Annotated in this window: 25 protein-coding genes; 8 read left to right on the top strand and 17 right to left on the bottom strand. The window is 46.2% G+C overall.

Going from position 1 to position 24,264, the window contains the following annotated elements:
• Positions 1 to 6 precede the first annotated feature (6 nt).
• From P5V12_RS21455 to P5V12_RS21395, 13 genes are all read right to left on the bottom strand, one after another.
• Positions 7 to 282, bottom strand: coding sequence for a YbeD family protein (locus P5V12_RS21455; RefSeq protein WP_410483310.1), 276 nt, complete (start codon positions 280 to 282; stop codon positions 7 to 9).
• A 9-nt stretch (positions 283 to 291) separates the two neighbouring features.
• On the bottom strand, positions 292 to 1,503 hold the full coding sequence (locus P5V12_RS21450; RefSeq protein WP_316955128.1) for a D-alanyl-D-alanine carboxypeptidase family protein: 1,212 nt from the start codon (positions 1,501 to 1,503) through the stop codon (positions 292 to 294).
• A 201-nt stretch (positions 1,504 to 1,704) separates the two neighbouring features.
• Positions 1,705 to 2,535, bottom strand: a complete 831-nt coding sequence (locus P5V12_RS21445) for a septal ring lytic transglycosylase RlpA family protein (protein WP_316955127.1) — start codon at positions 2,533 to 2,535, stop codon at positions 1,705 to 1,707.
• 58 nt (positions 2,536 to 2,593) lie between these two features.
• A complete protein-coding gene (gene mltB, locus P5V12_RS21440) occupies positions 2,594 to 3,601 on the bottom strand; it encodes a lytic murein transglycosylase B (RefSeq protein ID WP_316955126.1) in 1,008 nt (335 codons plus the stop codon).
• A 42-nt stretch (positions 3,602 to 3,643) separates the two neighbouring features.
• Positions 3,644 to 4,795 (bottom strand): rod shape-determining protein RodA, encoded by a 1,152-nt coding sequence (gene rodA, locus P5V12_RS21435; RefSeq protein WP_316955125.1) that lies wholly within the window; start codon positions 4,793 to 4,795, stop codon positions 3,644 to 3,646.
• A complete protein-coding gene (gene mrdA / locus P5V12_RS21430) occupies positions 4,795 to 6,651 on the bottom strand; it encodes a penicillin-binding protein 2 (protein ID WP_316955124.1) in 1,857 nt (618 codons plus the stop codon). Before mrdA ends, rodA begins: the two co-directional genes overlap by 1 nt.
• A gap of 82 nt (positions 6,652 to 6,733) precedes the next feature.
• Positions 6,734 to 7,201 carry a 23S rRNA (pseudouridine(1915)-N(3))-methyltransferase RlmH gene (gene rlmH, locus P5V12_RS21425; RefSeq protein ID WP_316955123.1) on the bottom strand — a complete coding sequence of 156 codons (468 nt, stop codon included), beginning with the start codon at positions 7,199 to 7,201 and terminating at the stop codon, positions 6,734 to 6,736.
• An 8-nt stretch (positions 7,202 to 7,209) separates the two neighbouring features.
• The gene (gene rsfS, locus P5V12_RS21420) at positions 7,210 to 7,560 is read right to left on the bottom strand and encodes a ribosome silencing factor (protein ID WP_316955122.1); all 351 of its coding nucleotides are present in this window, start codon (positions 7,558 to 7,560) and stop codon (positions 7,210 to 7,212) included.
• Between the two features lie 35 nt (positions 7,561 to 7,595).
• Positions 7,596 to 8,234: a nicotinate-nucleotide adenylyltransferase gene (nadD, locus tag P5V12_RS21415; RefSeq protein ID WP_316955121.1), complete on the bottom strand. Its 639-nt coding sequence runs from the start codon at positions 8,232 to 8,234 to the stop codon at positions 7,596 to 7,598.
• Between the two features lie 19 nt (positions 8,235 to 8,253).
• Entirely contained in the window at positions 8,254 to 9,510 is a 1,257-nt protein-coding gene (locus P5V12_RS21410; protein WP_316955120.1) for a glutamate-5-semialdehyde dehydrogenase, read from the bottom strand.
• A gap of 127 nt (positions 9,511 to 9,637) precedes the next feature.
• Complete coding sequence (locus P5V12_RS21405) at positions 9,638 to 10,594, bottom strand: alpha-L-glutamate ligase-like protein (RefSeq protein ID WP_316955119.1); 957 nt, start codon at positions 10,592 to 10,594, stop codon at positions 9,638 to 9,640.
• A gap of 6 nt (positions 10,595 to 10,600) precedes the next feature.
• A complete protein-coding gene (locus P5V12_RS21400) occupies positions 10,601 to 12,112 on the bottom strand; it encodes an inactive transglutaminase family protein (protein WP_316955118.1) in 1,512 nt (503 codons plus the stop codon).
• Positions 12,109 to 12,969 carry an ATP-dependent zinc protease gene (locus P5V12_RS21395; protein WP_316955117.1) on the bottom strand — a complete coding sequence of 287 codons (861 nt, stop codon included), beginning with the start codon at positions 12,967 to 12,969 and terminating at the stop codon, positions 12,109 to 12,111. Before P5V12_RS21395 ends, P5V12_RS21400 begins: the two co-directional genes overlap by 4 nt.
• Positions 12,970 to 13,111: 142 nt before the next feature.
• On the opposite strand from P5V12_RS21395, the gene P5V12_RS21390 reads away from it, so the two are divergent.
• The 6 genes from P5V12_RS21390 (at position 13,112) to P5V12_RS21365 (ending at position 17,358) form a co-directional block, all read left to right on the top strand.
• Entirely contained in the window at positions 13,112 to 13,765 is a 654-nt protein-coding gene (locus P5V12_RS21390; RefSeq protein WP_316955116.1) for an HAD family phosphatase, read from the top strand.
• A gap of 75 nt (positions 13,766 to 13,840) precedes the next feature.
• Positions 13,841 to 14,398, top strand: coding sequence for a glycine zipper 2TM domain-containing protein (locus P5V12_RS21385; RefSeq protein WP_316955115.1), 558 nt, complete (start codon positions 13,841 to 13,843; stop codon positions 14,396 to 14,398).
• A gap of 93 nt (positions 14,399 to 14,491) precedes the next feature.
• Positions 14,492 to 14,788 carry a PepSY domain-containing protein gene (locus tag P5V12_RS21380; protein WP_316955114.1) on the top strand — a complete coding sequence of 99 codons (297 nt, stop codon included), beginning with the start codon at positions 14,492 to 14,494 and terminating at the stop codon, positions 14,786 to 14,788.
• A gap of 11 nt (positions 14,789 to 14,799) precedes the next feature.
• A complete protein-coding gene (locus P5V12_RS21375) occupies positions 14,800 to 15,477 on the top strand; it encodes a response regulator transcription factor (protein ID WP_316955113.1) in 678 nt (225 codons plus the stop codon).
• Positions 15,478 to 15,489: 12 nt separating this feature from the next.
• The gene (locus P5V12_RS21370; RefSeq protein ID WP_316955112.1) at positions 15,490 to 16,872 is read left to right on the top strand and encodes an ATP-binding protein; all 1,383 of its coding nucleotides are present in this window, start codon (positions 15,490 to 15,492) and stop codon (positions 16,870 to 16,872) included.
• A gap of 102 nt (positions 16,873 to 16,974) precedes the next feature.
• Complete coding sequence (locus tag P5V12_RS21365) at positions 16,975 to 17,358, top strand: VanZ family protein (RefSeq protein ID WP_316955111.1); 384 nt, start codon at positions 16,975 to 16,977, stop codon at positions 17,356 to 17,358.
• 260 nt (positions 17,359 to 17,618) lie between these two features.
• Here P5V12_RS21365 and P5V12_RS21360 read toward each other — a convergent pair whose 3' ends face one another.
• Together P5V12_RS21360 and P5V12_RS21355 are read right to left on the bottom strand one after the other, a co-directional pair.
• The gene (locus tag P5V12_RS21360; RefSeq protein WP_410483350.1) at positions 17,619 to 20,135 is read right to left on the bottom strand and encodes an efflux RND transporter permease subunit; all 2,517 of its coding nucleotides are present in this window, start codon (positions 20,133 to 20,135) and stop codon (positions 17,619 to 17,621) included.
• Between the two features lie 37 nt (positions 20,136 to 20,172).
• Positions 20,173 to 20,505 (bottom strand): SelT/SelW/SelH family protein, encoded by a 333-nt coding sequence (locus tag P5V12_RS21355; RefSeq protein WP_316957467.1) that lies wholly within the window; start codon positions 20,503 to 20,505, stop codon positions 20,173 to 20,175.
• A gap of 199 nt (positions 20,506 to 20,704) precedes the next feature.
• Between P5V12_RS21355 and P5V12_RS21350 the strand changes: the two genes are divergently transcribed.
• Complete coding sequence (locus tag P5V12_RS21350) at positions 20,705 to 21,538, top strand: FHA domain-containing protein (RefSeq protein WP_316955109.1); 834 nt, start codon at positions 20,705 to 20,707, stop codon at positions 21,536 to 21,538.
• Here P5V12_RS21350 and P5V12_RS21345 read toward each other — a convergent pair.
• Positions 21,535 to 22,164: a flavin prenyltransferase UbiX gene (locus tag P5V12_RS21345; protein WP_316955108.1), complete on the bottom strand. Its 630-nt coding sequence runs from the start codon at positions 22,162 to 22,164 to the stop codon at positions 21,535 to 21,537. The two genes, P5V12_RS21350 and P5V12_RS21345, sit on opposite strands and share 4 nt — an antisense overlap.
• A 4-nt stretch (positions 22,165 to 22,168) precedes the next feature.
• Positions 22,169 to 23,545, bottom strand: a complete 1,377-nt coding sequence (mpl, locus tag P5V12_RS21340) for a UDP-N-acetylmuramate:L-alanyl-gamma-D-glutamyl-meso-diaminopimelate ligase (protein ID WP_316955107.1) — start codon at positions 23,543 to 23,545, stop codon at positions 22,169 to 22,171.
• Positions 23,546 to 23,604: 59 nt separating this feature from the next.
• Here mpl and P5V12_RS21335 point away from each other — a divergent pair, with 59 nt between their 5' ends.
• Entirely contained in the window at positions 23,605 to 24,207 is a 603-nt protein-coding gene (locus P5V12_RS21335) for a uracil-DNA glycosylase family protein (RefSeq protein WP_316955106.1), read from the top strand.
• Positions 24,208 to 24,264: the final 57 nt, after the last annotated feature.

Here is a 24,264-nt window from a genome sequence, read left to right as displayed (position 1 = left end):
TCAGGTTTAAAGCACCATTTTGGTTTTCGGGTTTTCACGCAAGCTGGTGTGCAAGCCCTTAAGCTGTTCCACACCAGTTGCAGTAATAAACACTGTGATGGACTGGAAGGTACCGTTACGACTTTCACGCACGCTGATTTTCGAACGATCGAATTGTGGTGCGTACTGCTCGACCACTTCTATGGCAAATTCATAGTAGTGGCTGCCGGCATCCCCCATGATTTTGATCGGGTAATCCTCACAGGGGAATTCAATTTTTGGTGGTTCTTGTTGCGTATTCACCCTCACCTCTTACTCACTCTCGGGCTCAGCTTCGGCTTCACTGCTGCCGGAGCCTTGGAACATCAACACAATATTATCAATCAGCCGGGAAAAGATTCCTGCCTCAGTGACGCCGTTCATAGCAACTAAATCGCTTTGTGCAATCACTTCGTCATCCAGAGAAACGACCAATTTACCCAGTACTTGCCCTTCGGTAATTGGAGCCTTGATAACGGAATCTACATGGGTTTTGGCGTCCAGGCTTTTGTAGCTGCCCTTGGGAATAGTCATGACCAACGGTTTCTTTACGCCCAACGCCAGTTGGTCTTGCGTGCCAGCCCAGACTTTAACTGTATCCACGGTATCGTCTGAACCATATAGCTGATGAGTTTCGTAATAACGGAAACCGTATGCCAGAAGGCGCTGAGATTCAGCCGCCCGAACTTTTTCTGAGTTGGTTCCCATAACAACAGAAACCAAACGCATATCATCCTGCTTGGCGGAAGCCACCAGACAGAAACCGGCTTCGTTGGTATGACCGGTTTTTAAACCATCGACATATTTGTTGGTAAATAGCAGCTTGTTTCGGTTGGGCTGATTGATGCCGTTATATTTGAAGTATTTTTCCGAGTAGATGGAATAGTGCTCTGGATGATCGTTAATGACCGCAGTAGCAAGGATGGAAAGATCCTTCGCTGTTGTGATATGCCCTTCCGCCGGCCAACCTGTGGCATTGACGAAATGGGAGTTTTTCATACCCAGGAATGCAGCCTGCTGGTTCATGATATCGGCGAAGGCTTCTTCACTGCCAGCGATGTGCTGAGCCAAAGCAATAGAGGCGTCGTTTCCAGACTGGATAATCACTCCACGCAACAAATCGATGACAGGTACTTCTGTACGAGGATTAAGGAACATGGTCGAGCTACCGCTTGCGGCACCACCTCGTCGCCAGGCATCGTCGCTAATTCTAACCAAATCGAGGTCAGATAATCGCCCTGCAGCAATCTCCTCAGACACAATGTAGCTGGTCATCATTTTGGTCAAACTGGCCGGCGGCAACTGCTCGTCAGCATTATGCTCCACTATGACTTTGCCGGTTTTTGCATCAACAAGAAGGTAAGCTCTGGCGGATAATTCAGGAGGCGCAGGAATGATAACCGTGCGAGCCTGAGCATAAGACGCAGTAATGACGGTCAATACGAGGCTGAATACAACAAATAACCTTTGGATAGTAAAAAGCATATCTAACTTAGATCCCCAATGATGCATTTCATGAATAATTGGTTTTTTGAGTGGCTACTACGAAACGAACCGTTATGCGTAGAACCTAAACACCGGCACAATTCACAAGCCGTAAAGGTAATAGATTGAATGATGATGCAGAAGTTGCAAAAACAAGGCTCGAATTGTACCAGTTTTACAACACATTAGCCTATCGCTCCGCTATTCCGATAAATAGACCACATGTGGTTCCGGTAAAGCCGCGTCAATAATTGCTTGCCGGAGCTGCATTAAATCAAAATTGTCCCGCAACGGGCCAACTCGAACCCGAAACCAGCCACTTTTCCCCTCACTTTGATACACATTAACCGGGTACTGTGTCATCCCGGACAAACGTTGCTGCAAACCAGTCGCTGTTTGCGCATCTTTAAATGCCCCAACCTGTAAGTAGGTGTTTTTCGGAATTGCATAGCCCGCAGCACTATGTGCGGTTTTAATCGTCGATGCTGGTGCTGTAGTTTGCGGCACCGGTTGTGCTGTGACGGTTGAAGGATCGATGTATTCCACCTTGACGGTGGCGGTGCCCATATTGGCGTAGCCGAGCTTTCTCGCGGCTGCATAGCTTAAATCGATAATACGGCCACCGTGAAATGGCCCCCGATCGTTGACCCGGACAATCACGCTCTTTTGGTTCGCGGTATTGGTCACGCGAACATAGCTGGGAATTGGCAGAGTTTTGTGGGCTGCAGTCATGGCGAACATGTCATAGAGTTCGCCATTGGAGGTCTTCCGGCCATGAAACTTCTTACCATACCAAGACGCCACCCCCGTTTCGGAGTAGCCTTCCGGCGAGGTCATTATGTGGTAAGTCTTGCCCAAAATTTTGTAGGGCGATTTGTTTCCCGCGATGGTTCTGGGCTCATGACGTGGAGTTGGCTCAGGAATCGAGGACACATCCACATGCTTTCCTGGCCCACTATCTTTGATATGGGGCGCATATAAATCGGACTTTCGCTGAGAGCAAGCGCTCACAAACAAAAGTAAACTTCCCACAACAAACCATACCCTAAGGCGCTGTACCTCAAGCGTCATAGCAACAAGTTACCTCAAATTACTGTATATATTTTTCTTTAATTTCTTCTGCCAGTTGCCAGACGGCCATGGCATATAAACGGCTGCGGTTGTATCGGGTAATAACGTAGAAGTTATCAAAACCTAACCAAAATTCAGTACCGTGAACGCCTTGGTAGCGCAGAGGCATTACGGCTAACGAAGTATCCAAACCTTTAACCACCGGAGTAAACCCCAAGGACTTGGCTTCCACTATGGTTAAACTTGGGCGACCACCCTGGTTTACCAACTTTTGATCATAGTTGTCTGTCACTCTCACACGCGTAGCAACGGGACCTTCCGGCTGCCACCCGTGCCGCTTGAAGTAGTTGGCAACACTGCCAATGGCATCGGTTGGGTTCTGCCAGATATCTTTCTTATTATCGCCATCAAAGTCGACCGCGTAGGCAAGAAAACTACTCGGCATAAACTGGCCATATCCCATTGCACCAGCGTATGAACCATACAAGCTGGTAGGGTCAAGCTCTTGCTCTTTAATAAGGATGAAAAAGTTCTTTAGCTCTTTAGTGAAAAATGCCGATCTTTTGGGGTAATCAAATGCCAGGGTTGATAATGCATCAACCACTCGATATCGCCCCGCCAGGCGACCATAGCGTGTTTCCACACCAATAATAGAAACGATAATTTCCGGGCTGACACCATACTCTTGCGCGGCTTTATCAATTGCTTGCGCGTTTTCTTTCCAGAATTTTACGCCTTGGTTAATACGCTGATTATCCAAAAATATTTTTCGGTAATCTTTCCACTCTTTGGTTTTTTCCGCCGGGCGAGAAATCGCATCCAGAATAGATTGTTTTTTTTCTGCTTTGGCCAAAACAGAACGAACAAAATCCGCCTGAAAGCCATGCTCTTTTACCATGCTTTCAACAAATGGTTCGGCCAGTTCGTGTTTGGAGTAATCTGCTTGAGCAATAACACTCGACAACAACAAAGCAGAAAATGTCATTACATTTTGTATGCGCTTAAATAAGGCTGGGTAATACAACATTAATAGATACTTACCTAATTCATTAAACGGGAAAAAACAGTACTAAGTGGTGACTTTTTTCTTTTCTGTTGCAATGGCCATGAGTATGCCAAACCCTGTTAACAACGTCACAATTGAAGTCCCACCAAGACTAACCAAAGGTAAAGGTACACCAACTACCGGTAATAATCCGGTAACCATACCAATATTAACAAAGACATAGACAAAAAAAGTGAGCGTTATACTCCCCGCTAAAATTCGGTTAAATAGGTTTTGCGCATTCCATGCAATGGTCAACCCCCGCCCAACAATGAGCAGATACATGGTTAACAAAAACATCACACCAATTAAACCGAATTCTTCGGCCAGTACCGCAATAATAAAATCCGTATGACTTTCGGGGAGAAAGTCCAGTTGCGACTGCGTACCATTGAGCCAGCCTTTACCGTAAATCCCGCCGGAACCGATTGCGGTTTTGGACTGAATAATATTCCAGCCCGCCCCCAGTTTATCCGCTTCAGGGTCCAGCATGGTTAACACCCGCCGCTTTTGGTAATCCTTCATCACGAAATGCCACATAGGCCAGAGGCTGGCGAGTATCGCGATTAAACTTCCGAAGATATAGCGCCAGCGAATCCCTGCGAGGAATAAACCTATCAAGCCCGAAGCCGCAATAAGGATTGAAGTTCCCAGGTCCGGCTGCTTTAAAATTAATACCGAAGGCAAACCAATAATCACCAGGCACCAAAAAATATTTTTCGGCCTCGGCGGAATAACACGCGTTGCAAAGTAAGCCGCAACGGTGATGGGCACCGCCAACTTCAGAATTTCAGACGGTTGAAAGCGGAAGAACCCGAGGCTGATCCAACGTTTGGCTCCTTTGGCACCGACACCGACAACGAAGATCAACACCAGTAGAACCACGCCAACGGCATAAAACCAGGGGGCCCAACGCCTTAGCGTGGACATATCCAGTTGCGCCGCGGAAAACATGACGGAGTAACCCACAACATAGAACACTATCTGGCGACGAACCATGGCTTCGTCTTGCCCACTGCCCGAATACAACACCATCAGGCCGAACAGAGTTAAAACAATGAGCACCAACATCAGGAACGGGTCGATATGAATACGTCGTAAAAAACCGACCGAACGGCCGAAATGATGCGCTGAATCCGGCAGCTGCCGAACAAAATCCTGACCTCGCCCCGACATTATTTACGCACCTTTTTAAAGTACTCATCAGCGACAGCTCTTGCCACCGGTGATGCTTGACTGGAACCATGCTCACCGTTTTCGACAATCACAGCGATCGCAATTTCGGGGTTCTCTACCGGCGCGAAGCCAATGAACAGAGCGTGGTCCCACTGACGCTCTTCCAGCTTATCCCGGTCATATTCAGCATCTTGCGCGATCCCCACCACCTGAGCCGTTCCGGTTTTCCCCGCCATGCGATAGCCTATTTTACGGCTGATTATTTTGGCTGTTCCCCGCCGGCTGTGCACAACATCTTCCATGGATTTAATAATGTAATCCCAGTATTCACTGGCAACCTGTTGCTGGCCTAACACCACCATTTCGGTTGGTTGACCGCCAATGCTTTTTGCCAGACGAGGCTGGATAAGCTTGCCTCTTGAAGCCAGTGTCGCGGTCATAACCGCCAACTGGAGTGGCGTTGCCAGAACATCTCCCTGACCAATACTCACATTCAGACTGTCGCCGGGAAACCAGTGCAGGTTGCGCCTTGCACGCTTCCAGGCTCGGGATGGCCACAGCCCACTGCGCTCACTGGGAATATCCAACCCTGTACGCTCACCCAAACCATAATGGATTCCAAATTCATGCATTCGGTCAATGCCCATACGGAATGCCATGTCGTAAAAATAGGTATCGCAGGATTCAACAATCGCCTGGTGAAGGTCGACGCGGTTACCGTGCCCGCCTTTTTTCCAGTCTCGATATAAGCGTTCGTCGTTTTCCAACTGATAATAACCAGGGTCACTGATTCGTGTTTGATAGGTAACAACCTGATGATGCAGGCCACCCAAGCCGAGCATGGGTTTTAATGTCGACCCTGGAGGATACTGCCCCTGAATACTGCGATTAAACAATGGCAAATCACGGGAACGATTTAGTTCGTTGTAATCGGCGTAGCTAATACCGGTTACGAAAAGATTCGGGTTATAGCTTGGCGCACTGACCATCGCCAATACACCACCGGTCGCCACATCAATTGCCACAACCGAGCCACGCTTACCCTCCAACTGTTTGGCAGCAGCGGCTTGCAGCTCAGAACGCAGAAATAATTCGATATTTTTACCTGGCTCGGGTGGTGTTTCGTCCACAACCCGGAGCACGCGACCATGAGCATTGGTTTCGATATTTTCGTAGCCAACTTTTCCCAACAACGCATCTTCGTAAAATTTTTCCAGCCCGATTTTCCCGATGCTGTGAGTACCACTATAACGAGCGTAATCGTCCTCACTGAATGAGGCCTGCTCGCGCGCATTTATACGTCCGACATAGCCTATGGTGTGCGCAAAGAGATCCCCTTGCGGGTAATAGCGAACAAGCTGCGCTTCGATTTTCACCCCTTGGTATTCGTGCGCATCCACCGCCAACCGAGCCATTTCCTCTTCGGTTAAGCGATAACGCAGGGCAACAGCTTCATATGGGCGCCGTCTCTGCTTTAAGAATTTATAAAAATTTTCCTTATCTTTATCGGTAATTTCAATAACAGCGGCCAGACGCTCTATCAATGTATCAATATTGCCCGCTCGCTCTTTGACGATGGAAAGCGTGAAACTTGGCCGATTATCCGCAAGGAGTTCGCCCGCACCGTCAAAGATCAACCCCCTGTTAGGCGGCATTGGACGAACCTGGATTCGATTTTTATCCGATTGGGTAACAAAGTCCTGATATTTAACAATCTGCAGTGAATAAAAGCGGGCTAATAAAACAAGGATGCAGATAAAGACGAAGATCGCAGAAAACAGGATTCGGTTATTAATGACGCGTTCTTCGTGGTGATGATCGCGAAAATGATATATTTCTGTACCGGCCCACTTCACGGCATATGTCCCCCTGCCGCGAGATAAAGCAACTGCTCCGATTCAAAAAACGCATCAAACGCAAACAATGCAGCCAAACCTTTTATTTATGATAAGGATGATTCTGTAAAATCGACCAGGCCCGATACAACTGTTCGATCAAAACAATACGAACAAGAGGGTGTGGCAGAGTCATATCAGATAGTGACCATTTTTCGTCCGCATGATTCAAACATTCACGGGACAAGCCATCTGGCCCACCGATGACGATGCTGACATCGTCTCCAACCATCTGCCAATCAGCCATTTTTTTTGCTAACTGCTCGGTACTGATTTTCTTGCCCAAGACATCCAAGGCAACAACGCGCCCCTGTCGCGGCAAGCTCGATAAAATCTGTTCGCTTTCCTGCTGTTTGAGCTTTTCAATGTTGGCGTTTTTCCCCCGATTCGCCACCGCAAGTTCAACAAGGTGTGGCGTCAGCTCTCGCGGTAACCGCTTTGCATATTCCTCATAACCTTGTTGTACCCATTTGGGCATTTTTGTGCCCACGGCAACGATACTCAGCTTCACACCAACCTCTATTTTTCCTGATCGTGCTTTCTCGTTGCGGGTTCGGTCGACCAGAGTTTTTCCAACTCATAAAAATCGCGCGTGCTTTGCTGCATAACGTGCAAAACCGTATCGCCAAAGTCCACTAGCACCCATTCACCAGCGTCCATACCTTCAACCCCGATGGGACGAATGCCTTTTTCTTTTGCCTCTTCAATCGCATTATTGGCCAGAGACTTAACATGGCGATTGGAGGTACCAGTAGCAATGATGAGGAAATCCATCACATCACTTAATTCGGTTACATCCAGCGTTTGGATATCTCCACCTTTTAAATCATCCAATGCGTTAGTGATTAAATCTTGTAAATTCTCAGTCATGTAAAACAATCATTCCGCTAAAAAAATTAACCAACTTATAAATAAAGTTGATGTTCCTGAATATAACCATAGACACTCTTTGGCATAAGGTCTCTGGCTCTACTATCTCTTTTTTTCAGTAAAGTACGAATCGTCGTGGATGAAACATCCACTGGACGAGTTTCCAACGCTGCAATATAACCACAGGGGGAATAGTGCAATTGATCTGGCTTTACCATTTTTTCCTGCAATCGCTCAATCTCTGCAGGTAACTGATCCTGTTTAATTCCAGGTCGACCGGCAACGGCAATATTCGTTAGGGACAGCAATTCCTGCCAGCGATACCAATTTGGTAGAGCACGGAAAGAGTCCCAACCAAGAATGAAGACTAAAGGCTGGCCTTGTCCTAACTCGTGGCGGAGTTGCTCAAGCGTTTCCACGGTATAGGAAACATCGGTTTTTTCCAGCTCTCGCGTATCTACCTCAGCATGCCCTATGCCGTTATATTCGCCAAGTGCCAAGTGCAACATCGCTACACGCTGCTCGTTAGTCGCCCACAGAGATTCTTTATGGGGCGGCACATGACAGGGAACAAACCTGAGTTGTTGAGCATCTACCTGCTGTACAGCATCTGCCGCCAAAGATAAATGCCCATTGTGAACAGGGTCGAAACTGCCCCCCAAAATCGCAATCAAGTTGAACCTCACATGGGGTTTAAGACAGGATGTGACCGTCCCCCAGCACAATCCATTTTTGGGAGGTCAATCCTTCCAACCCCACTGGACCGCGCGCATGGATTTTATCGGTGGAAATACCAATTTCCGCACCAAGCCCATACTGAAAACCATCGGCAAAACGTGTCGATGCGTTCACCATCACCGAACTGGAATCCACCTCGGTCATAAAACGTCTGGCCAGGGTATAGTCTTCCGTAATAATACTTTCAGTATGTTGCGAACTATGACGGTTGATATGATCAATGGCCTCATCGATGCCGGAAACCAGTTTTATCGACAATATAGGCGCAAGATACTCGGTGTCCCAATCTTCGTCGGTTGCCGAAATTAAGCCAGAGAATTTTGCTGTTGTTTTGGCGCAACCGCGCAACTCAACACCTTTTTCGACGTAAGCATCCAGCAGACGAGGCAAAATTGCATCGGCAATACTTTCATCCACCAATAAGGTTTCCATTGCATTGCACACACCGTATCGGTGCGTTTTGCTATTCAAAGCAACATCAAAGGCTTTATCCAAATTTGCTGTTTTGTCGATGTAAACGTGGCAAATGCCATCCAAATGCTTGATCACGGCAACTTTTGCATCATTGGATATACGCTCAATAAGACCTTTCCCTCCCCGAGGAACAATCACATCGACATATTCCGGCATAGTAATCAATTCGCCGACGGCGGCACGGTCTGTGGTTTCGATAACCTGTACTGCGGCTCCTGGTAAACCTGCGCGCTCAAGGCCGGTTCTAACACACTCAGCAATTGCCCGATTGGAATGAATCGCTTCGCTTCCACCTCTTAAGATAGTGGCGTTGCCCGACTTTAAACATAAACTGGCCGCATCAATCGTCACATTGGGTCGAGACTCATAGATAATACCGACAACCCCCAGAGGAACACGCATTTTGCCCACCTGGATGCCTGATGGACGATATTTCATATCGGTAATTTCACCGCAGGGATCAGGTAGCGCAGCCACTTGCTGCAGACCTTCCACCATAGCATCAAAGCGTGAGGGAGTGAGTTCCAAACGGTCTAATAAGGCTGCATCCAAGCCCTTTTCTTTACCATTTTTTAAATCAATAGCGTTTTCCGCGATCACTTTATCTCGTGATTCCACCAATGCATCGGCGATAGCCAACAGGGCCGCATTCTTCTGCCCAGTTGTTGCGGACATCATCTCTCGAGAAGCAGCTCTGGCCTGCTGACCAATATTTTTCATGTACTCAATGACGGACATTACCAGCGATTACCTTTTACTATGCGACTGTAAACCCGGCATTATACCCAGAGAACCCTTGAATTTACGCCTTATTTATAAATTTTGTCAGGAAAAGGGATAAAAAAACGAGGAAAAACAGGGGAGTTTAGCGTTCAAGAGCAAAGTGAGTTTGAGCAAAGGCGATTCGTTCAGCCGTTGACATGCGCTCCGGCCGAGTTAACTGCTCAACCTTTTTAAGCCTCGGTACCAAACCAATACCATTAGCAATTTGTATTGATAACCCTGGACGTGCATTTAACTCAAGTAAGGTTGGTCCTTTTTTCGAATCCAGTACCAAGTCCACACCGAGGTACCCCAAGCCACACATATCAAAGCAAGAACATGCAAGTTCCAGCAAACTATTCCAGTTGGGTATTTCCAACTGCAGCAGGTCTTGCCCAGTATCAGGGTGCAGGGAAATAAGCTCATCATTCTGGACGGCATTAATGGCTTTACCGGTGGCGATATCAATGCCAACACCAACCGCCCCCTGATGAAGATTGGCTTTGCCATGGGATGCAGCACAGGCAAGCCGCATCATCGCCATCACGGGAATGCCCTGAAACACAATCACCCGAATATCGGGAACACCTTCGAAGGAATAACTAGCCAAAAGCGGATCAACGACAATAAGCGATTCAATAATCGTCGAGTCAATGCCGCCACCTAACGAAAACAAACCCGCCAGGATATTCGACACATGCCGTTCAAGCTCCTCCAGGGAAATCAAATCACCATTTGGCCGAACGTACATATCCTCTTTGACATCGATAATAACCAGAATACCTTTACCACCGGACCCTTTCGCCGGTTTAATACAAAATCCTTTGTCGGTGGGTAAATATTTTTTTAAAGAGGAAACTTCGGACTGATCTTCAATCACTCCAATTAAATCAGGAACCGAGACCTGATGTTCGAGAGCAAGTTTTTTGGTGGTGAGCTTATTATCAACAACCGGAAATAAGCTCCTCGGATTGTAACGACTCACATAGGATATGTTACGTCGGTTCATGCCGAGAAGGCCGCTGTTATGAAGCTTTTTATAGGCAGAGAATATCGACATAAGGGGTTACTTTAACATCGTCTTGAAACGTCGATACTCCAACAGGCGATAACCAGTGTAGTTCCCCATTAATAACACCAGCGCCATAAACACCAACTGCAATCCCAAGAAGTTGAACGTCAGATGACGAACCACTTCATTGGTCATTAGCACATAGGCAACCAGTGCAACAAATAGTGAGCCTCCAACTTGAACAAGTACTTCCTGAGGCCCTTCCTCTTCCCAAAGAATGGACATACGTTCAATTGTCCAAGCCAAAATAATCATTGGGAAAAAGGTAATTTTTAACCCTTCACTCAAACCCAGCTGAAAAGATAAAACAGAAAACGCAGCGATAATGGCAATCACCGAAATAATTACGGCGGATATTCGAGCCACAAGCAAGAGGTTAAGCTGTGACAGATAACTGCGAATAACCAAACCAGCTGTCACCACCAAAACAAAACCCAACAACCCGGTTAGTAAACTGGTCTGGATAAAAGCGATAGCAATCAGTACCGGCATAAAGGTTCCTGATGTGCGTAAACCAATCAAAATACGCAAAAACACAACCACCAAGACACCAACCGGAACCAACAAAATCCCCTTAAACAAAGTCTGCTCTTCAAGAGGTAAGCTATGAATGGATATATCCAAGAAAGGCTTATCCGACAATAAGTCCCGATCCAGCATTCGACTTACCGGCACTTCCTGTTCAATCACAGAAAAGTGAACATTGGACTGAGTACCGCCCACAAGATCCAGTAGTGAGTCCGAATGGTACTTCCATAAAAGCTGATTGGCCGCCTGCCCCTGCTTACCGGTTCTAGGGTCAAACAGCTGATACTCTTCTCCGTCATAAACTTGCAAATAGCTCAGCAGACTTTGCCTGCGACGCCCATCTTCCAGCGTCAACACCAAGACCTCACGGGATTTAATTTCAGCCAGATTCAACAGTTCCACTAGCCATTGAGTTCGGCTTTGTTCCTGCAATAAAAACCTGGCTGTCTGATTTTGGGTATTAAATTCGCTAATCAATTCCCGAGTTAACGTGAAAGCATTTGCAGAACGTTCCTTGGCACGAGCTAATAGTTGCGCTGCAGCAGTTTGATACGGACCTTCTTTTTTAAGCTTGAATCGAATATCCGGTGACGGGGGGTGATAAGGGGAATCTTCAAAATCGAGAGATAACATATCGATGCGATAATAGAGGGTTTGCAGACCAGTGGCGTTTCGGATTGACCACTCGGCCCTGCGTCCACCATCTTTCTCAACAAACGACAAACCGTAACCCGGCGATGCAGTGTGCTCCCCCATAAGTTCAAAACCAGGCTGACTACTGGGGATAGCCAGGGATGCAACAATAGGCTCACCTTGAGCAAGAAATTCGATCTTGGCTTCAATTGACCAGACCTGGCGTTTTTCCCCTGGCAACCAGGGAACATCAAATGCGTAATGACGATACCAAGTCAGAGCTAACCCGGAGACAATGAGCAGTGCTATAAGGAGATAAAACGGGGTACGAGAGTGCCTTTTCACGGAGAATCTGATCGAGACGTTAGTTTATCGACAGCCTTTTGGTTTTGGGTTTCAAATTTATCCTGAACAAACTTTCGCGCTACGTCTACGACGGCAATATCACGCAAAAATCGGCGTCCAAGTAGAACCGGATAGTTCATGTTCGACCTGTCCGCGAGTGTAAATTCAGTTTCCTCGGACAAATCACCAATACGAACCACGAGCATCACTTTTGGACGTTGATCCATTTCCTCCACTGATGCCTGCCTGACATTCTGATATTTGATCAGCGGTGCTTCGTAAACTTTTTTATCTGGGTCTTCCGGCATATTAAAACGTACCCAGCGTTGCCCGTCCCGCTCAAATTCCTGAATATTCTCTGCACTGAGAGAAGAAGACTTAGCCCCCGTATCGACCTTGGCCTTGAGAGTTTGTCCCATCAAGTCCAACCATACCCACTCAATTCTCCCAAGGACCAGCTTGCCATCCAGAGGTTCCTTAGTTTGCTTCTTCGTGGGAGGGCTTTCTTTTACGACAACATTTTGTTTTTTACTGGCGAGTTCAATGCTTTTTGCCGCAGCCAGTTTTTTGTACAGCAGATCCACTTGTTTTTTGGTTTCTGCCAACTCTTCACTTAACTGCCGATGCATTTCGGACAGGATAACAAGCTGTTCGTGCCCTTCTTCAATTGCTCTGGTCTGCTGCGTAATCACATCGATAAAGGCTTCGTCATCAACAACAGATTTCGTGCCCCAGCCTGCGCCGCACCCAGACAACACAAAAGACAAACAACTCCACAGGCCAACCAGCTTCAATACGCCGAAATTAAAACGTAAGCTGTACCTGTTTTTATATGACTGGACCCGCGTTTCGTACACTTATTCGTAGCCTCATTATTTTGCCAAGTATAATACCAGCGCTACTGCCGCGACCCTAGGGTTTTCGCGAAGAGCAGCAGTATAAATCAACGCTATTCATAACGGCGTCACATTACAACAAACCGACACAAAGCGATTTTATATGATTCAGGCAGTAATCTTTGATCACGATGGCACTCTGGTGGATTCTGAAGCAATGCACTTCGAATTGTGGCGCTCCATGCTCGCCAAAGAAGGTGTTGATTTCGAACAAGACGAGTACATCCGCGAACTTTCCGGCTTACCAAAACCACAGACAGCCGAATATATTGCCCAAAGGTTTAACACCAAGCTCAGTAGCGAAGAGCTCTACAAAGAAAACATACGACTTACTCACGAACACTTAAAAAATGATCGATACCCTTTGATGCCGTATGTACAAGAATGCCTGCAAGCCTGCAAAGAGAACAATATGCTTACCGCTGTGGCTACCGGAGCGGCCCGAACAGAAGTACTTGCCTCCCTGAAATCTCACCAGCTGGACACCCGGTTCGATGCGGTATGCTCACGCTCAGATGTTAAACATCCTAAACCGGCTCCGGACGTGTACATACACGCTCTTGAAGTACTGGGAATACCCGCCGCACACGCCATCGCTCTGGAAGATACACAAAGTGGTGTGCAATCAGCAAAAGATGCAGGCCTAACCACCATCGCCATTCCAAATGCGTTTTCCCAAAGCCAGGACTTCTCTCGAGCCGATTACACCGTAAAAAACCTGCAACAGGCCTGGCAATTGATTCAGCGGAAACGTTAAGCATCCATTCAGCTTCCAGGGAGTATTCTGAGCCTGAAACTTAAACAACTGGCTCAACACATTAAGGAGCAGGCCATGAACAAACAACTAATGCTAATTGCTGCCGGCTTAACAACCCTCTCAATGTTCAGCCATTCAACATCAGCAAACGACTCGTTTGTAGATTACGCTCGGGTCACTCAAGTCACCCCCATATACCAAGTGGTCGAGCGTAATGTTCCTCAAGAAAGCTGCTGGGTAGAACGTGTTCAGGAAGATACGCCAAGACGTCAATATAATTCCAAAACCGGCACGATTGTTGGTGCGGTAATCGGCGGTGCGATTGGTCACCGGGTAGGGCATGGACACGACAACAAAAAATTGGGAACCGTTGTTGGCTCAATTCTAGGCGCCTCCATTGGTCGAGATATCAGCCATAGAAACGCCACTCAGTACAACCATGGTGATTACCAGGAAACTACCTACCGCAACGTTGAACGCTGTGAGACCACGTACACCAGCCATAGAGAGCGCGAAGTTGTGGCTTATGACGTTACCTACCGCTATGGTGGACGGTCTTATACAACTGAAATGGATCACGATCCAGGCAAGAAAATGAAAGTGTCTGTCCAGGTCGCACCACTTCAGTTCTAAGTAAAAGCCAAAGCAGGTCGAGGCATAGAGGTGCTGAAACGCCAGTCATGGCGTAAAATAGAAGCACCTCACTTAATCCTGAGAGAGCATACAATGACTTTTCGCACTATCACACGCTCTTGTATTGGCATGGTTACCGCGCTGATTATGTTATGCGCTGTTCCCTCCCACGCAGGCAAAGCCTATCCGTCTCACCACGACTTATGGTTAGCCCAGAATAACGTCATCAGCGAAGGCCAAGCTGCTGCGATCGCCAAACAGCGTCATGGCGGCAAGGTCCTCAGCGTCCAGAAGCAAAACCAGAACGGAAAAACAATCTATAAAGTAAAGCTGCTGCAGGACTCAGGTAGAGTCAAGATTGTCACCATCAATGGCAATCGTGGCGGTTAAATGAGGCCCCTATGAAATTACTTATCGTTGAAGACGAACAAGAGATTTGCGACCAGCTTGCGGATTATTTCAAGAATAAAGACTTTGTTATAGACACCGCAGCTGATGGCCAGGAAGGCTTGTATTTTGCGACCGAATTCGACTACGACCTGGCCATCATTGATATCGGCTTACCAATTATGGATGGTATCGAGCTTATAAAAAAACTGCGAGAGGAAGGCAAAAAGTACCCAGTGTTAGTTCTCACCGCTCGCGGACACTGGCAGGATAAAGTTAAAGGGCTGGAAGCCGGAGCCGACGACTATTTGGTTAAGCCTTTTCACGCTGAAGAACTTAACGCCAGGGTAAACGCTCTCATTCGACGCTCAACTGGTAATACCTCACCCAACTTAACCTTCGGCCCAATCAGTATTGATACCACCGCCAAGCAAGTCAGCCTGAGCGGGCAAGTGATAGAGCTCACCAGCTACGAGTACAACACTCTCGAATATCTCGCTCTCCACGCCGGAGAATCTATTTCCAAAACTGTATTGACCGAGCACCTATACCACCAGGATTTCGAACGGGACAGCAATGTGATTGAAGTATTTATTGGTCGCCTGCGTAAAAAGCTGGACCCCGACGGCACACTCAAACCGATTAAAACCATTCGGGGGCAAGGGTACCGATTTACGTTGGATCAAGGCTAACGGAAAGCTCTCGTGCGTATTCCTAACTCACTGTCTTCGCGCTATTTTTTTGCCGCGGCCGCACTTTTACCTCTTTTGCTTGGTTTTAGCGGCTACTCGCTGGATAAAGTTTTCCATGAAAGCTTGTTAAGCGCAGAAAAAGACGCACTTAAGGCTCACATGTATATGCTGATCGGTTCCACCGAGCCGGGAGAGAACACATTGGAGCTCCCGCCGGCATTCGCAGAACCTCGATTTTCTTCTGCGGATTCTGGACTTTATGCCAAAGTCAGCGACGGTAACCACCGCAATGTCTGGCGATCACTATCCCTGACATTGACTGATAAAAACACCAATACCCGCTTCACTTACCCCGGAGCCGATACTTCGATCGAACCCGGCGTTTTTCATTTTCGTCAGATTACATGGCAGGGAAAACACTACTATCTGCTCAGTTACAAAACCATCTGGGATCTGGATAAGGAAAGAGAATTTCGTTTCGACATCCTCCACACTCAAGACACCTTAAAAAAAGAACTCAGACGCTACCGTAACTCCTTATGGATATGGCTGGGAGGCATGTCCGTTATTTTGTTGTTCTCACAATGGTTAATTGTTCGCTGGAGCTTACTGCCATTAGGGTCACTGGCTAAAGATATTATTGGACTCAATTCCGGTGAACAAAAACGATTAAGGGGGGACTACCCAAGAGAAATTCAGCCTGTTACTGACAATTTAAATACCGTACTTAATGTCGAACAAACACAGAGGGAAAGATACAAAAACACTCTGGCAGATTTGGCACACAGCCTCAAAACCCCCCTTGCCATTATTCAAGGTGCTACCAGTCAAAACGGTACAAACAAAAGCGCTCACGATATTGAACGAACTGTGACTGAACAGGTTCAACGCATGTCGGATATTGTGACGCACCAACTACAACGAGCCACACTACACTCACACACGCTAGTCAAAAATAAGGTGTCCATTTTCAAATTGGTAGGACGACTCAGCCAGGCATTACAAAAAGTCTACCAAGAGAAAAAAATTCATTTCACCAACGATGTAGAGGAAGCATTATTCATTTCCGGTGACGAAAATGACTTTATGGAAGTCTTCGGTAACCTCATGGAAAATGCGTTTAAGTATGGTTTAACTCAAGTATGTGTCAGCTCAATAAAAGAAGACCATCTTCACCAAATCATCATCGAAGATGACGGACCAGGAATCGATAAAAAATTACACAAAGACATTCTAAAACGTGGTGCCAGAGCCGACACTGCAACCGCCGGACAGGGAATCGGATTAGCTGTAGCGGTAGATATCATTAGCAGCTACAATGGAGCGCTCTCTACTGGGGAATCCTCGCTCGGGGGAGCGAAAATTGTTGTAGCATTGCCTGAAAATCCTAACTAGGCAGTTATTAACCACTTACAACTTTCTTTTTTGCGACAGAATGTGGCGCAGGATTTCTTTCATTTTCGGAAAAATAAAAGACAGTGTTTAAGGTCATTGAAGATGCGGGATTTAAACTCAATTATTAGTAATGCCAGTGTAACAAAAATTCGTCAGACACAATTCTTAGTGGCAATCGCTATCTTTAGCACTTTATCATTAATCCCCAACCCAGACTCGCTTGGAATAAACGCATCTAACACGGCTCTACATTTTATCGGTAACATTTTATTAATATTGTCAGCCTGGGTGGCATGCCTGGGTCGCTACAACATCTGGATGCCATTGTTATTCGCCATCCCCTATTCGATCCTTATTGAGCTTTCTCAAGGACTGACTGCTACCCGCCAACCTGAGGTAGTCGACATACTCGCCAATATTGCTGGGCTAGCAGTTGGTTTTCTTCTGTGCATTCTGCTTGAGAAAGGTATTAAAGCCATTAAATAAAAAAACGTTCAAACCGTCGCTGTATTGAATTATGGCGACGGTTTACCCTTCCTTCGCATGTTCTCTGTTCACACTACCAATCATTAACTCAAACTGATTCGCGCTACTTGCGAATAACATCAACACCATCGCACACGCATTAGAGCACGACAAACGAACTATCAATACAAGTAAAAAGGGAATTATTATTCAGGAAAGGGTAACCACGCATTTACCTGCATACACATTTAAAATAAATGCGTGGCACATAAGGGACTTATCTAATTCAGTTTAAACGGTTTCACCATCAAAATAAGTTTTGGCAATAATAACAACGCTCCCATCAAAGCAGAAAACATAGCCAAACCAGTTAACAGCCCAAAATAGATGGTCGGAATAAATTCCGAGAGCACCATAATGCCAAAACCAAAAATAATAATAATTGAGGTGTAATACATTGCTCGCCCAATAGAATGATGAGAACGATGCATGGCGGCAACATAATCACCATCAACACGCACCTCTTCTTTAAAGCGATGAATATAATGAATAGTATCGTCCACCCCGATACCCACCGTAATTGCGGCAACGGTAATAGTCATCATATCCAATGGCAGGCCAATCAATCCCATGGCACCCAGCACAGAAAACGCTGCAAGAATATTTGGAAAGATGGCGACCAATGCAATTTTCAACGAACGGAACAGCACCACAAACATTAGCATAATGGCAAAAAACACCGCACCTAAGGTAACAATCTGCGAGCTAAACAAGCTTTGTAGCATGTTGTTATATAAAACGAGCAGGCCGGTAAAAGAAACATTGTCGGCATTAAAATCTGGACTCTCGTCCACATGCTTTTTAATTCGCTCAACCAACTCAGATCGATTCAAGCCAGGAAAGGTATCGTGAATACGCAAACTGATCCGGGTCTGATCGCCGGCAGGGTACAAGTATGGGTTAATCAAAACCCCAGCGACTTCTGGAGGCAATTTACGTTGCATCACAGCCAATTCAAAATCATTTAACCCGCCGTTAATATCCTTGCCTACCTGATACAAAATTGCCAAAGAGTTTACTTTGCCAATCTCTGGCTGCATTTCCAAGTAATCATGCAGTAATGTGATTTTTTTCAATCCAGCAACAGTTAACCAAAAAGTATCTTTGCTTCCTTTTGCCGAGTTATCAGAAAAATCATCAAATCCTTCATCTTCAAAACCAGAATCGGATTCAAAACCGTCATCAAAGCCTTCGCCGTCAAACCCATCATCAACAGCCAATTCAACACGATCTTCTTCCGGGTTATATGTCACAACAATATCGAGGGACGTTGTACCGCCCAGCTGCTGATCAATCAGGGACAAACCTTTATAGATTTCGGTGCTGTCATGAAAGTAGTCCACAAATCGATTTTCCACCTGTAAGCGCGAGATACCCCAGGCACTCATCACGGCAACAACCACACTACCAAACAACACAACACCACCATGATTTTCCACTATTCGTGAAAAAATCATGGTCAGCGGTTCGTGATCTTCACCACTATTCGCGGCGGCGGACGGTTTATCTTTCGGCATTAGCATTAGCGCTGAAGGCAAGATAAGAAAACCTAAAATTAACGCGACAACCAGACCAATAGTCATCATCCAACCAAAATCAATAACCGGACGAATACCACTCACCACTAATGACGCAAACGCCACAATAGTCGTAAGCGCAGTGTAAAAACATGGACGGGCCATAAACTTAACTGTGGCCGCAACCAACTGGTGTCGATTCCAATCCGGGTTCGCATCGACATACTCTCTGTAGCGCACAACAAGGTGAATAATGATTGCCAGAGAAATAATTAACAGTAACGCCACAAAATTGGAAGAAATGACGGTGAGTCGCCAATCCAACCAACTCACATAGCCAAGCATCATCACCACCGCCGTGACACAGCTGATCATTGGAATCACAACAAAACGCTTGGCTCGGAAAATTACCGCGAGAGTAATGGCCATAAACAGTAGGACCGCTGTACCAAAGACAACCAGATCATTTTTGATAAACTGAATCATGTCGGCGGCGATCATCGATACCCCACCCACATAGATTTGCGCTTCATCTTTATATTTGGCAACCACATTTCGCACTTGCTCAACCCGATCACGAGCGCGCGCATCGGCCTTGGTTCGGTAATCCAAAAACTCCGCACTCACCGCTTCCAAACGCAGTGCTTCCTGCTCGCTTAAACCACCGCGATTTCGTTTTGCGCGTAAACCATCACGTTCCTGAACCAACTCAATATATTTTGCGTCATAAGCCAGATTTAATTGAATTGCCGTTGTCTGCCCATCAGGCCCTAATATTAAGTCCTTGTATATAGGGCTGGTTAAGAATTCTTGTTTCGCCAGTTCACGATCAACGTCGGGAGAAAGTAGCGTACGTGGTTTTTTAACAATGTCTGCCAAGCCTCGCTTGGGTGAATACAACAGAGGCACATCCAGGATACTGTTCGCACCTGCAACACCGGGAATCTCCAGCAGGTCTTGTTTTAGCTGTCCCAGCGTATTTAACGCTTGGTCACTAAACAGATCAACTTTAGGGTTGTAGGTAACAACCAAAAAGTCCCCGCTTTGATAGTGTTTGGAAACCTCACGGAAAAAATCCAGATCGCGGTCATTTTCCAAGGTCAAAGAGTCAGCGGATGCATCCAGCTTAAAATTAGGTAACCCGACAGCCAAAGCAACAGTAATAGCGGCAATAACCGTTAAAACTGTTTTGGGATAACAGGTTACTAATGAAACATACATGTTGAATAATTTGGAAATGGCTTTCACTCAATGACCCCTAGTCAGATGAACGTTTATCCAAGTGTCCCAAAGATTTGGTGGGATTCACCGCATCCCGGATACGTTGTTTTAATTGTTTGGCAGAAGGGAAACCCGTATCGATTTTTCGATCCCACAATATTTCCCGACCGTGATCTGGCAACTCACGCCATATTTGAAATACACCGCCCTGACCCGGCCTCAAAGCCACTTGCATGACTTCCGAAGGATCAAAAGTCTGCAGAATTTCCTGAGCCATCCAAGCGGCTCTAAGCTGCCACTGACAAAGCGAGCAGTAATGTATAACAATACAGGCCGGACTACCGTCATTATTTTGTGTGTTTTCTGTCATCACCTTTATCTCATTACTTTCAATGCCAGGATTTCATTCTACACTAGAGGTATTAGGAATTCGGGAAGAGATGCCCAGCTTATTTGTTTAATAAATAAAGTATTTTCGTGAAACGAGCCTCTCAGGACTCCCTTCGTGCCTTCCCAAATAGATTTTGCGAGTTATACTTGCCCACTTCCGATTCAAGTTGATAGACAAGATGCTAAAACTTCAGTTCAAGGACAAACGTCAAGACCCTTTCTGGATAATGGAGAAGACCTTTACGATTGGCCGAGCGTCTGATAATCATCTGGTACTCGATGACGAAAACATTGCGGACTATCATGCCAAAATTCTACATCAGGATGATACGTTTTTAATCAAAGACCTGAGCACTGACGCAGGCACTTATGTTAATGGACAAAGAATTAATCAAAAACCCATTGTCTGTGGTGATGTTTTAAGCTTTGGCAACACCGAACTGGAGATTATTGATCCTTTAATCGAAGACCTGGATCAGGAATCGGATTATTGGTCGTTAATTGCAGACTCCAGCTGGCTTTCCGGTCAAGAGTTTCCATTGATCAAAAAAGAAACGAATGAGCCGATTATTCTCGGCAGGGGAAAGCAATGCGATATTGTTTTTCCTGGTACACACCTGTCTCGACAACATGCCTCCGTCGTCATTAATAGCGACAGCATTACGCTAAGAGACTTAAACTCCTCTAACGGCACCTTTGTAAACGATAAGAAAATCAGTGAACTGAACGTTTTCCCAGGTGACCGCATTCGGCTTGATGTATACAGTTTTCGCGTTTTTGGACCGGGTATAGAACTGCCGAAGTCGTCAACCAGTATTCAACGCGCTATCGCGCCACCCGAAGCGGAACCAAACACACCCGCGTCAGAGAAAAAGTGGAAAATAAAACCCACTTCCCCTGGCAACAGAGAAGAGCCAACCTACAAAAAACAGAATGGAATTATCGGCTGGACAGTTGCCTTCACCATTATCGCTGCACTTATCTTTGCGGCTTATACTGTGCTTAAAGGCTAGTTGCCTGCACACTCTCCCCAACGGGGCAGAATATCCTGCTTCACCTCTAGCTGATCCAGAATCCTCGCTACCACAAAATCAACCAGATCCTCGATGGTTTTCGGTGTCTGATAAAAGCCCGGGCTGGCGGGCATGATCATCGCCCCTAATTGAGCCAGTTTAAGCATGTTTTCCAGATGCAATTGTGAATAGGGTGTTTCTCTCGGCACAACGATTAGCTGTCGACGCTCCTTTAATGCCACATCGGCAGCACGCTCAATCAGGTTATTACTTGCTCCGGTTGCAATCGCCGAAATGGTTCCACCACTGGCTGGACATATCACCATAGAAGAAGGTGAACTCGAACCAGAAGCAACTGGCGCAAACCAATCTTTTTCTGCGAAGAGCGTCAACTGAGCATCTTTCGCCCCTGTAAATTGCTGAAAGAACTGCGACTGCTCTTCGAAAGATTCCGGCAATGTATAATCGGTTTCCGTATTAATAACAATTCTTGCCGCATCAGAAATCAACAAATACACTTTGCAATCAGCCTGGATCAGGCACTGTAACAAACGCAAACCATATTGCGCCCCAGAAGCGCCGGTTATTGCTAAAGTAACCGTTTTAACTTGGTTGTTTACCTGCATATTATTAACCGTTGGCTGTACTTAATTGCTGAATCAGTTTTTGATGTATACCGTCAAAACCACCGTTGCTCATCACCACAATATGCACATCCTCATCAGAGGCTAATCGACAATAAGCTTGTGTTTTTTGCAGAATATCATCAACCGAAGAACACACGAACGACACGTCACTTTCCACAAAATCCGCTAACTGCCAATTTAGCCCTGAAGGTTGAAACCAAAAAGTTTGCGATGCATCTTCAATGGCCGTCAGCAATTGCTCTTTATGAATTCCCTTTTTCATGGTGTTGGAACGCGGCTCAATAATAGCCAATATTTTTTTGTCGCCGACATTTGAACGCAGGCCTTGAAGCGTTGTGCTAATGGCCGTCGGGTGATGTGCGAAGTCATCGTAGACAGAAATATTTCCAACTTTACCTACCAACTCCAAGCGTCGTTTAACACCTTTAAATGTAGAAAGGGCGGTGCAGGCAACTGCTGGAGATATTCCAACATGTCTCGCTGCTGCTATCGCACTTAAACCATTGGCCACATTGTGTTTACCTAATAACTCCCAATGCACTTCGCCTTGCGTCTCGCCCTGAAATACCACCTGGAAGCGACTACCATCGTCGGCCACGTCAGTTAACATCCAATCCGCTTGCTCACCTTCCGTTGTCATAGTCTGTCGCTCACTCCAACACCCCAGATCAATCACTTCTTGTATTGCAGAATGAGCTCTTGGTGTAATCACCACACCGTCTCCCGGAATACTCCGCATAAGATGATGGAACTGTGTTTGAATGGCTTTGAGATTTGAAAAAATATCTGCGTGATCAAATTCCAGGTTATTAATCACGAGCGTTCTTGGCCGGTAGTGAACAAACTTGGAGCGCTTATCAAAAAAAGCCGTATCGTATTCGTCGGCTTCGATGACAAAAAAATCAGTCTCACCCAAACGGGCAGAGGTTGTGAAATTACCCGGCACACCACCAATTAAAAAGCCCGGTTTCATACCCGCATATTCTAATATCCAGGCCAACATGGAAGTGGTGGTGGTTTTACCATGAGTTCCCGCTATTGCCATCACCCACTTGTCTTTCAATAAAAAGTCGCACAACCACTGTGGGCCAGATGTATATGTGATGCCTTTATTCAGCACAGCTTCCATCACTGGATTACCCCGGCTGATTACATTCCCTACAACAACCAAGTCCGGCTTTGGTTCTAACTGGGCAGGATCAAAACCCTCGATCAGATCTATACCGGCATTGCGTAACTGTGTACTCATGGGGGGATAAACATTGAGATCTGAGCCCGTCACCTTGTGCCCCATGGTCTTCGCCAACTGAGCGAGCGACCCCATAAACGTGCCACATACACCGAGAATATGAATATGCATGAACTAGATAAAACCCTGATTATGTACCGAAAGGTGCATATTAATAGATAATAGGCAGCATGTCCGAAAGAAAACTGAACCAATTAATTCAGGAAATAAAATCCTGCACACACTGCGCAGAGCATTTACCTTTTGCTCCGCGGCCTGTGCTTATAGCTAACCCCGAGGCTCGTATTCTGTTAATTGGCCAGGCTCCTGGAACAAAAGTTCACGCTTCAGGCATCCCTTGGGATGACCCCAGCGGAAAACGCTTGCGACAATGGCTGCAACTGAACGACCAGGATTTTTATGACCCGACTCAATTAGCCATAATGCCTATGGGGTTTTGTTACCCAGGAAAAGGAAAATCCGGCGATCTACCTCCCAGACCAGAATGTGCCCCGTTATGGCATAAGCAGGTCTTGCAATATTTACCCAATATTCAGCTGACACTACTCGTAGGGCAATACGCCCAAAACTACTATTTGGGCAAGGATAAATCCACTCTCAGCCAACGCGTGCAAAACTGGTTTAACAACTACAAAAATAAAAACTCGGCACAGCCAATTATTCCTCTGCCCCATCCCTCCCCAAGAAACACACTTTGGCTTAAAAAAAATAGCTGGTTCGAAGAAGATTGTTTAAAAATACTTCAAATGCTTGTAAAAAAGGCACTTATCTAGGCATATTCCACGTAATTTTAGACATTTCTAATTTCCTAACTCGAATGACTAAAAACC

The sequence above is a fragment of the Teredinibacter sp. KSP-S5-2 genome (genome assembly GCF_032773895.1).
In the GTDB taxonomy this organism is placed as follows: domain Bacteria; phylum Pseudomonadota; class Gammaproteobacteria; order Pseudomonadales; family Cellvibrionaceae.
The sequence above is the reverse complement of the archived record's forward strand: the minus strand, read 5'-3'. Positions and strand labels throughout refer to the sequence as shown.

Bases quoted from the DNA above. Each gene is read 5' to 3' on its own strand.
- P5V12_RS21450 (WP_316955128.1), bottom strand. From the start codon at position 1,503: ATGCTTTTTACTATCCAAAGGTTATTTGTTGTATTCAGCCTCGTATTG.
- mltB (WP_316955126.1), bottom strand. From the start codon at position 3,601: ATGTTGTATTACCCAGCCTTATTTAAGCGCATACAAAATGTAATGACA.
- rodA (WP_316955125.1), bottom strand. From the start codon at position 4,795: ATGTCGGGGCGAGGTCAGGATTTTGTTCGGCAGCTGCCGGATTCAGCG.
- rsfS (WP_316955122.1), bottom strand. From the start codon at position 7,560: ATGACTGAGAATTTACAAGATTTAATCACTAACGCATTGGATGATTTA.
- P5V12_RS21410 (WP_316955120.1), bottom strand. From the start codon at position 9,510: ATGTCCGTCATTGAGTACATGAAAAATATTGGTCAGCAGGCCAGAGCT.
- P5V12_RS21405 (WP_316955119.1), bottom strand. From the start codon at position 10,594: ATGTCGATATTCTCTGCCTATAAAAAGCTTCATAACAGCGGCCTTCTC.
- P5V12_RS21390 (WP_316955116.1), top strand. From the start codon at position 13,112: ATGATTCAGGCAGTAATCTTTGATCACGATGGCACTCTGGTGGATTCT.
- P5V12_RS21385 (WP_316955115.1), top strand. From the start codon at position 13,841: ATGAACAAACAACTAATGCTAATTGCTGCCGGCTTAACAACCCTCTCA.
- P5V12_RS21380 (WP_316955114.1), top strand. From the start codon at position 14,492: ATGACTTTTCGCACTATCACACGCTCTTGTATTGGCATGGTTACCGCG.
- P5V12_RS21375 (WP_316955113.1), top strand. From the start codon at position 14,800: ATGAAATTACTTATCGTTGAAGACGAACAAGAGATTTGCGACCAGCTT.
- P5V12_RS21365 (WP_316955111.1), top strand. From the start codon at position 16,975: ATGCGGGATTTAAACTCAATTATTAGTAATGCCAGTGTAACAAAAATT.
- P5V12_RS21360 (WP_410483350.1), bottom strand. From the start codon at position 20,135: ATGTATGTTTCATTAGTAACCTGTTATCCCAAAACAGTTTTAACGGTT.
- P5V12_RS21355 (WP_316957467.1), bottom strand. From the start codon at position 20,505: ATGACAGAAAACACACAAAATAATGACGGTAGTCCGGCCTGTATTGTT.
- P5V12_RS21350 (WP_316955109.1), top strand. From the start codon at position 20,705: ATGCTAAAACTTCAGTTCAAGGACAAACGTCAAGACCCTTTCTGGATA.
- P5V12_RS21345 (WP_316955108.1), bottom strand. From the start codon at position 22,164: ATGCAGGTAAACAACCAAGTTAAAACGGTTACTTTAGCAATAACCGGC.
- mpl (WP_316955107.1), bottom strand. From the start codon at position 23,545: ATGCATATTCATATTCTCGGTGTATGTGGCACGTTTATGGGGTCGCTC.
- P5V12_RS21335 (WP_316955106.1), top strand. From the start codon at position 23,605: ATGTCCGAAAGAAAACTGAACCAATTAATTCAGGAAATAAAATCCTGC.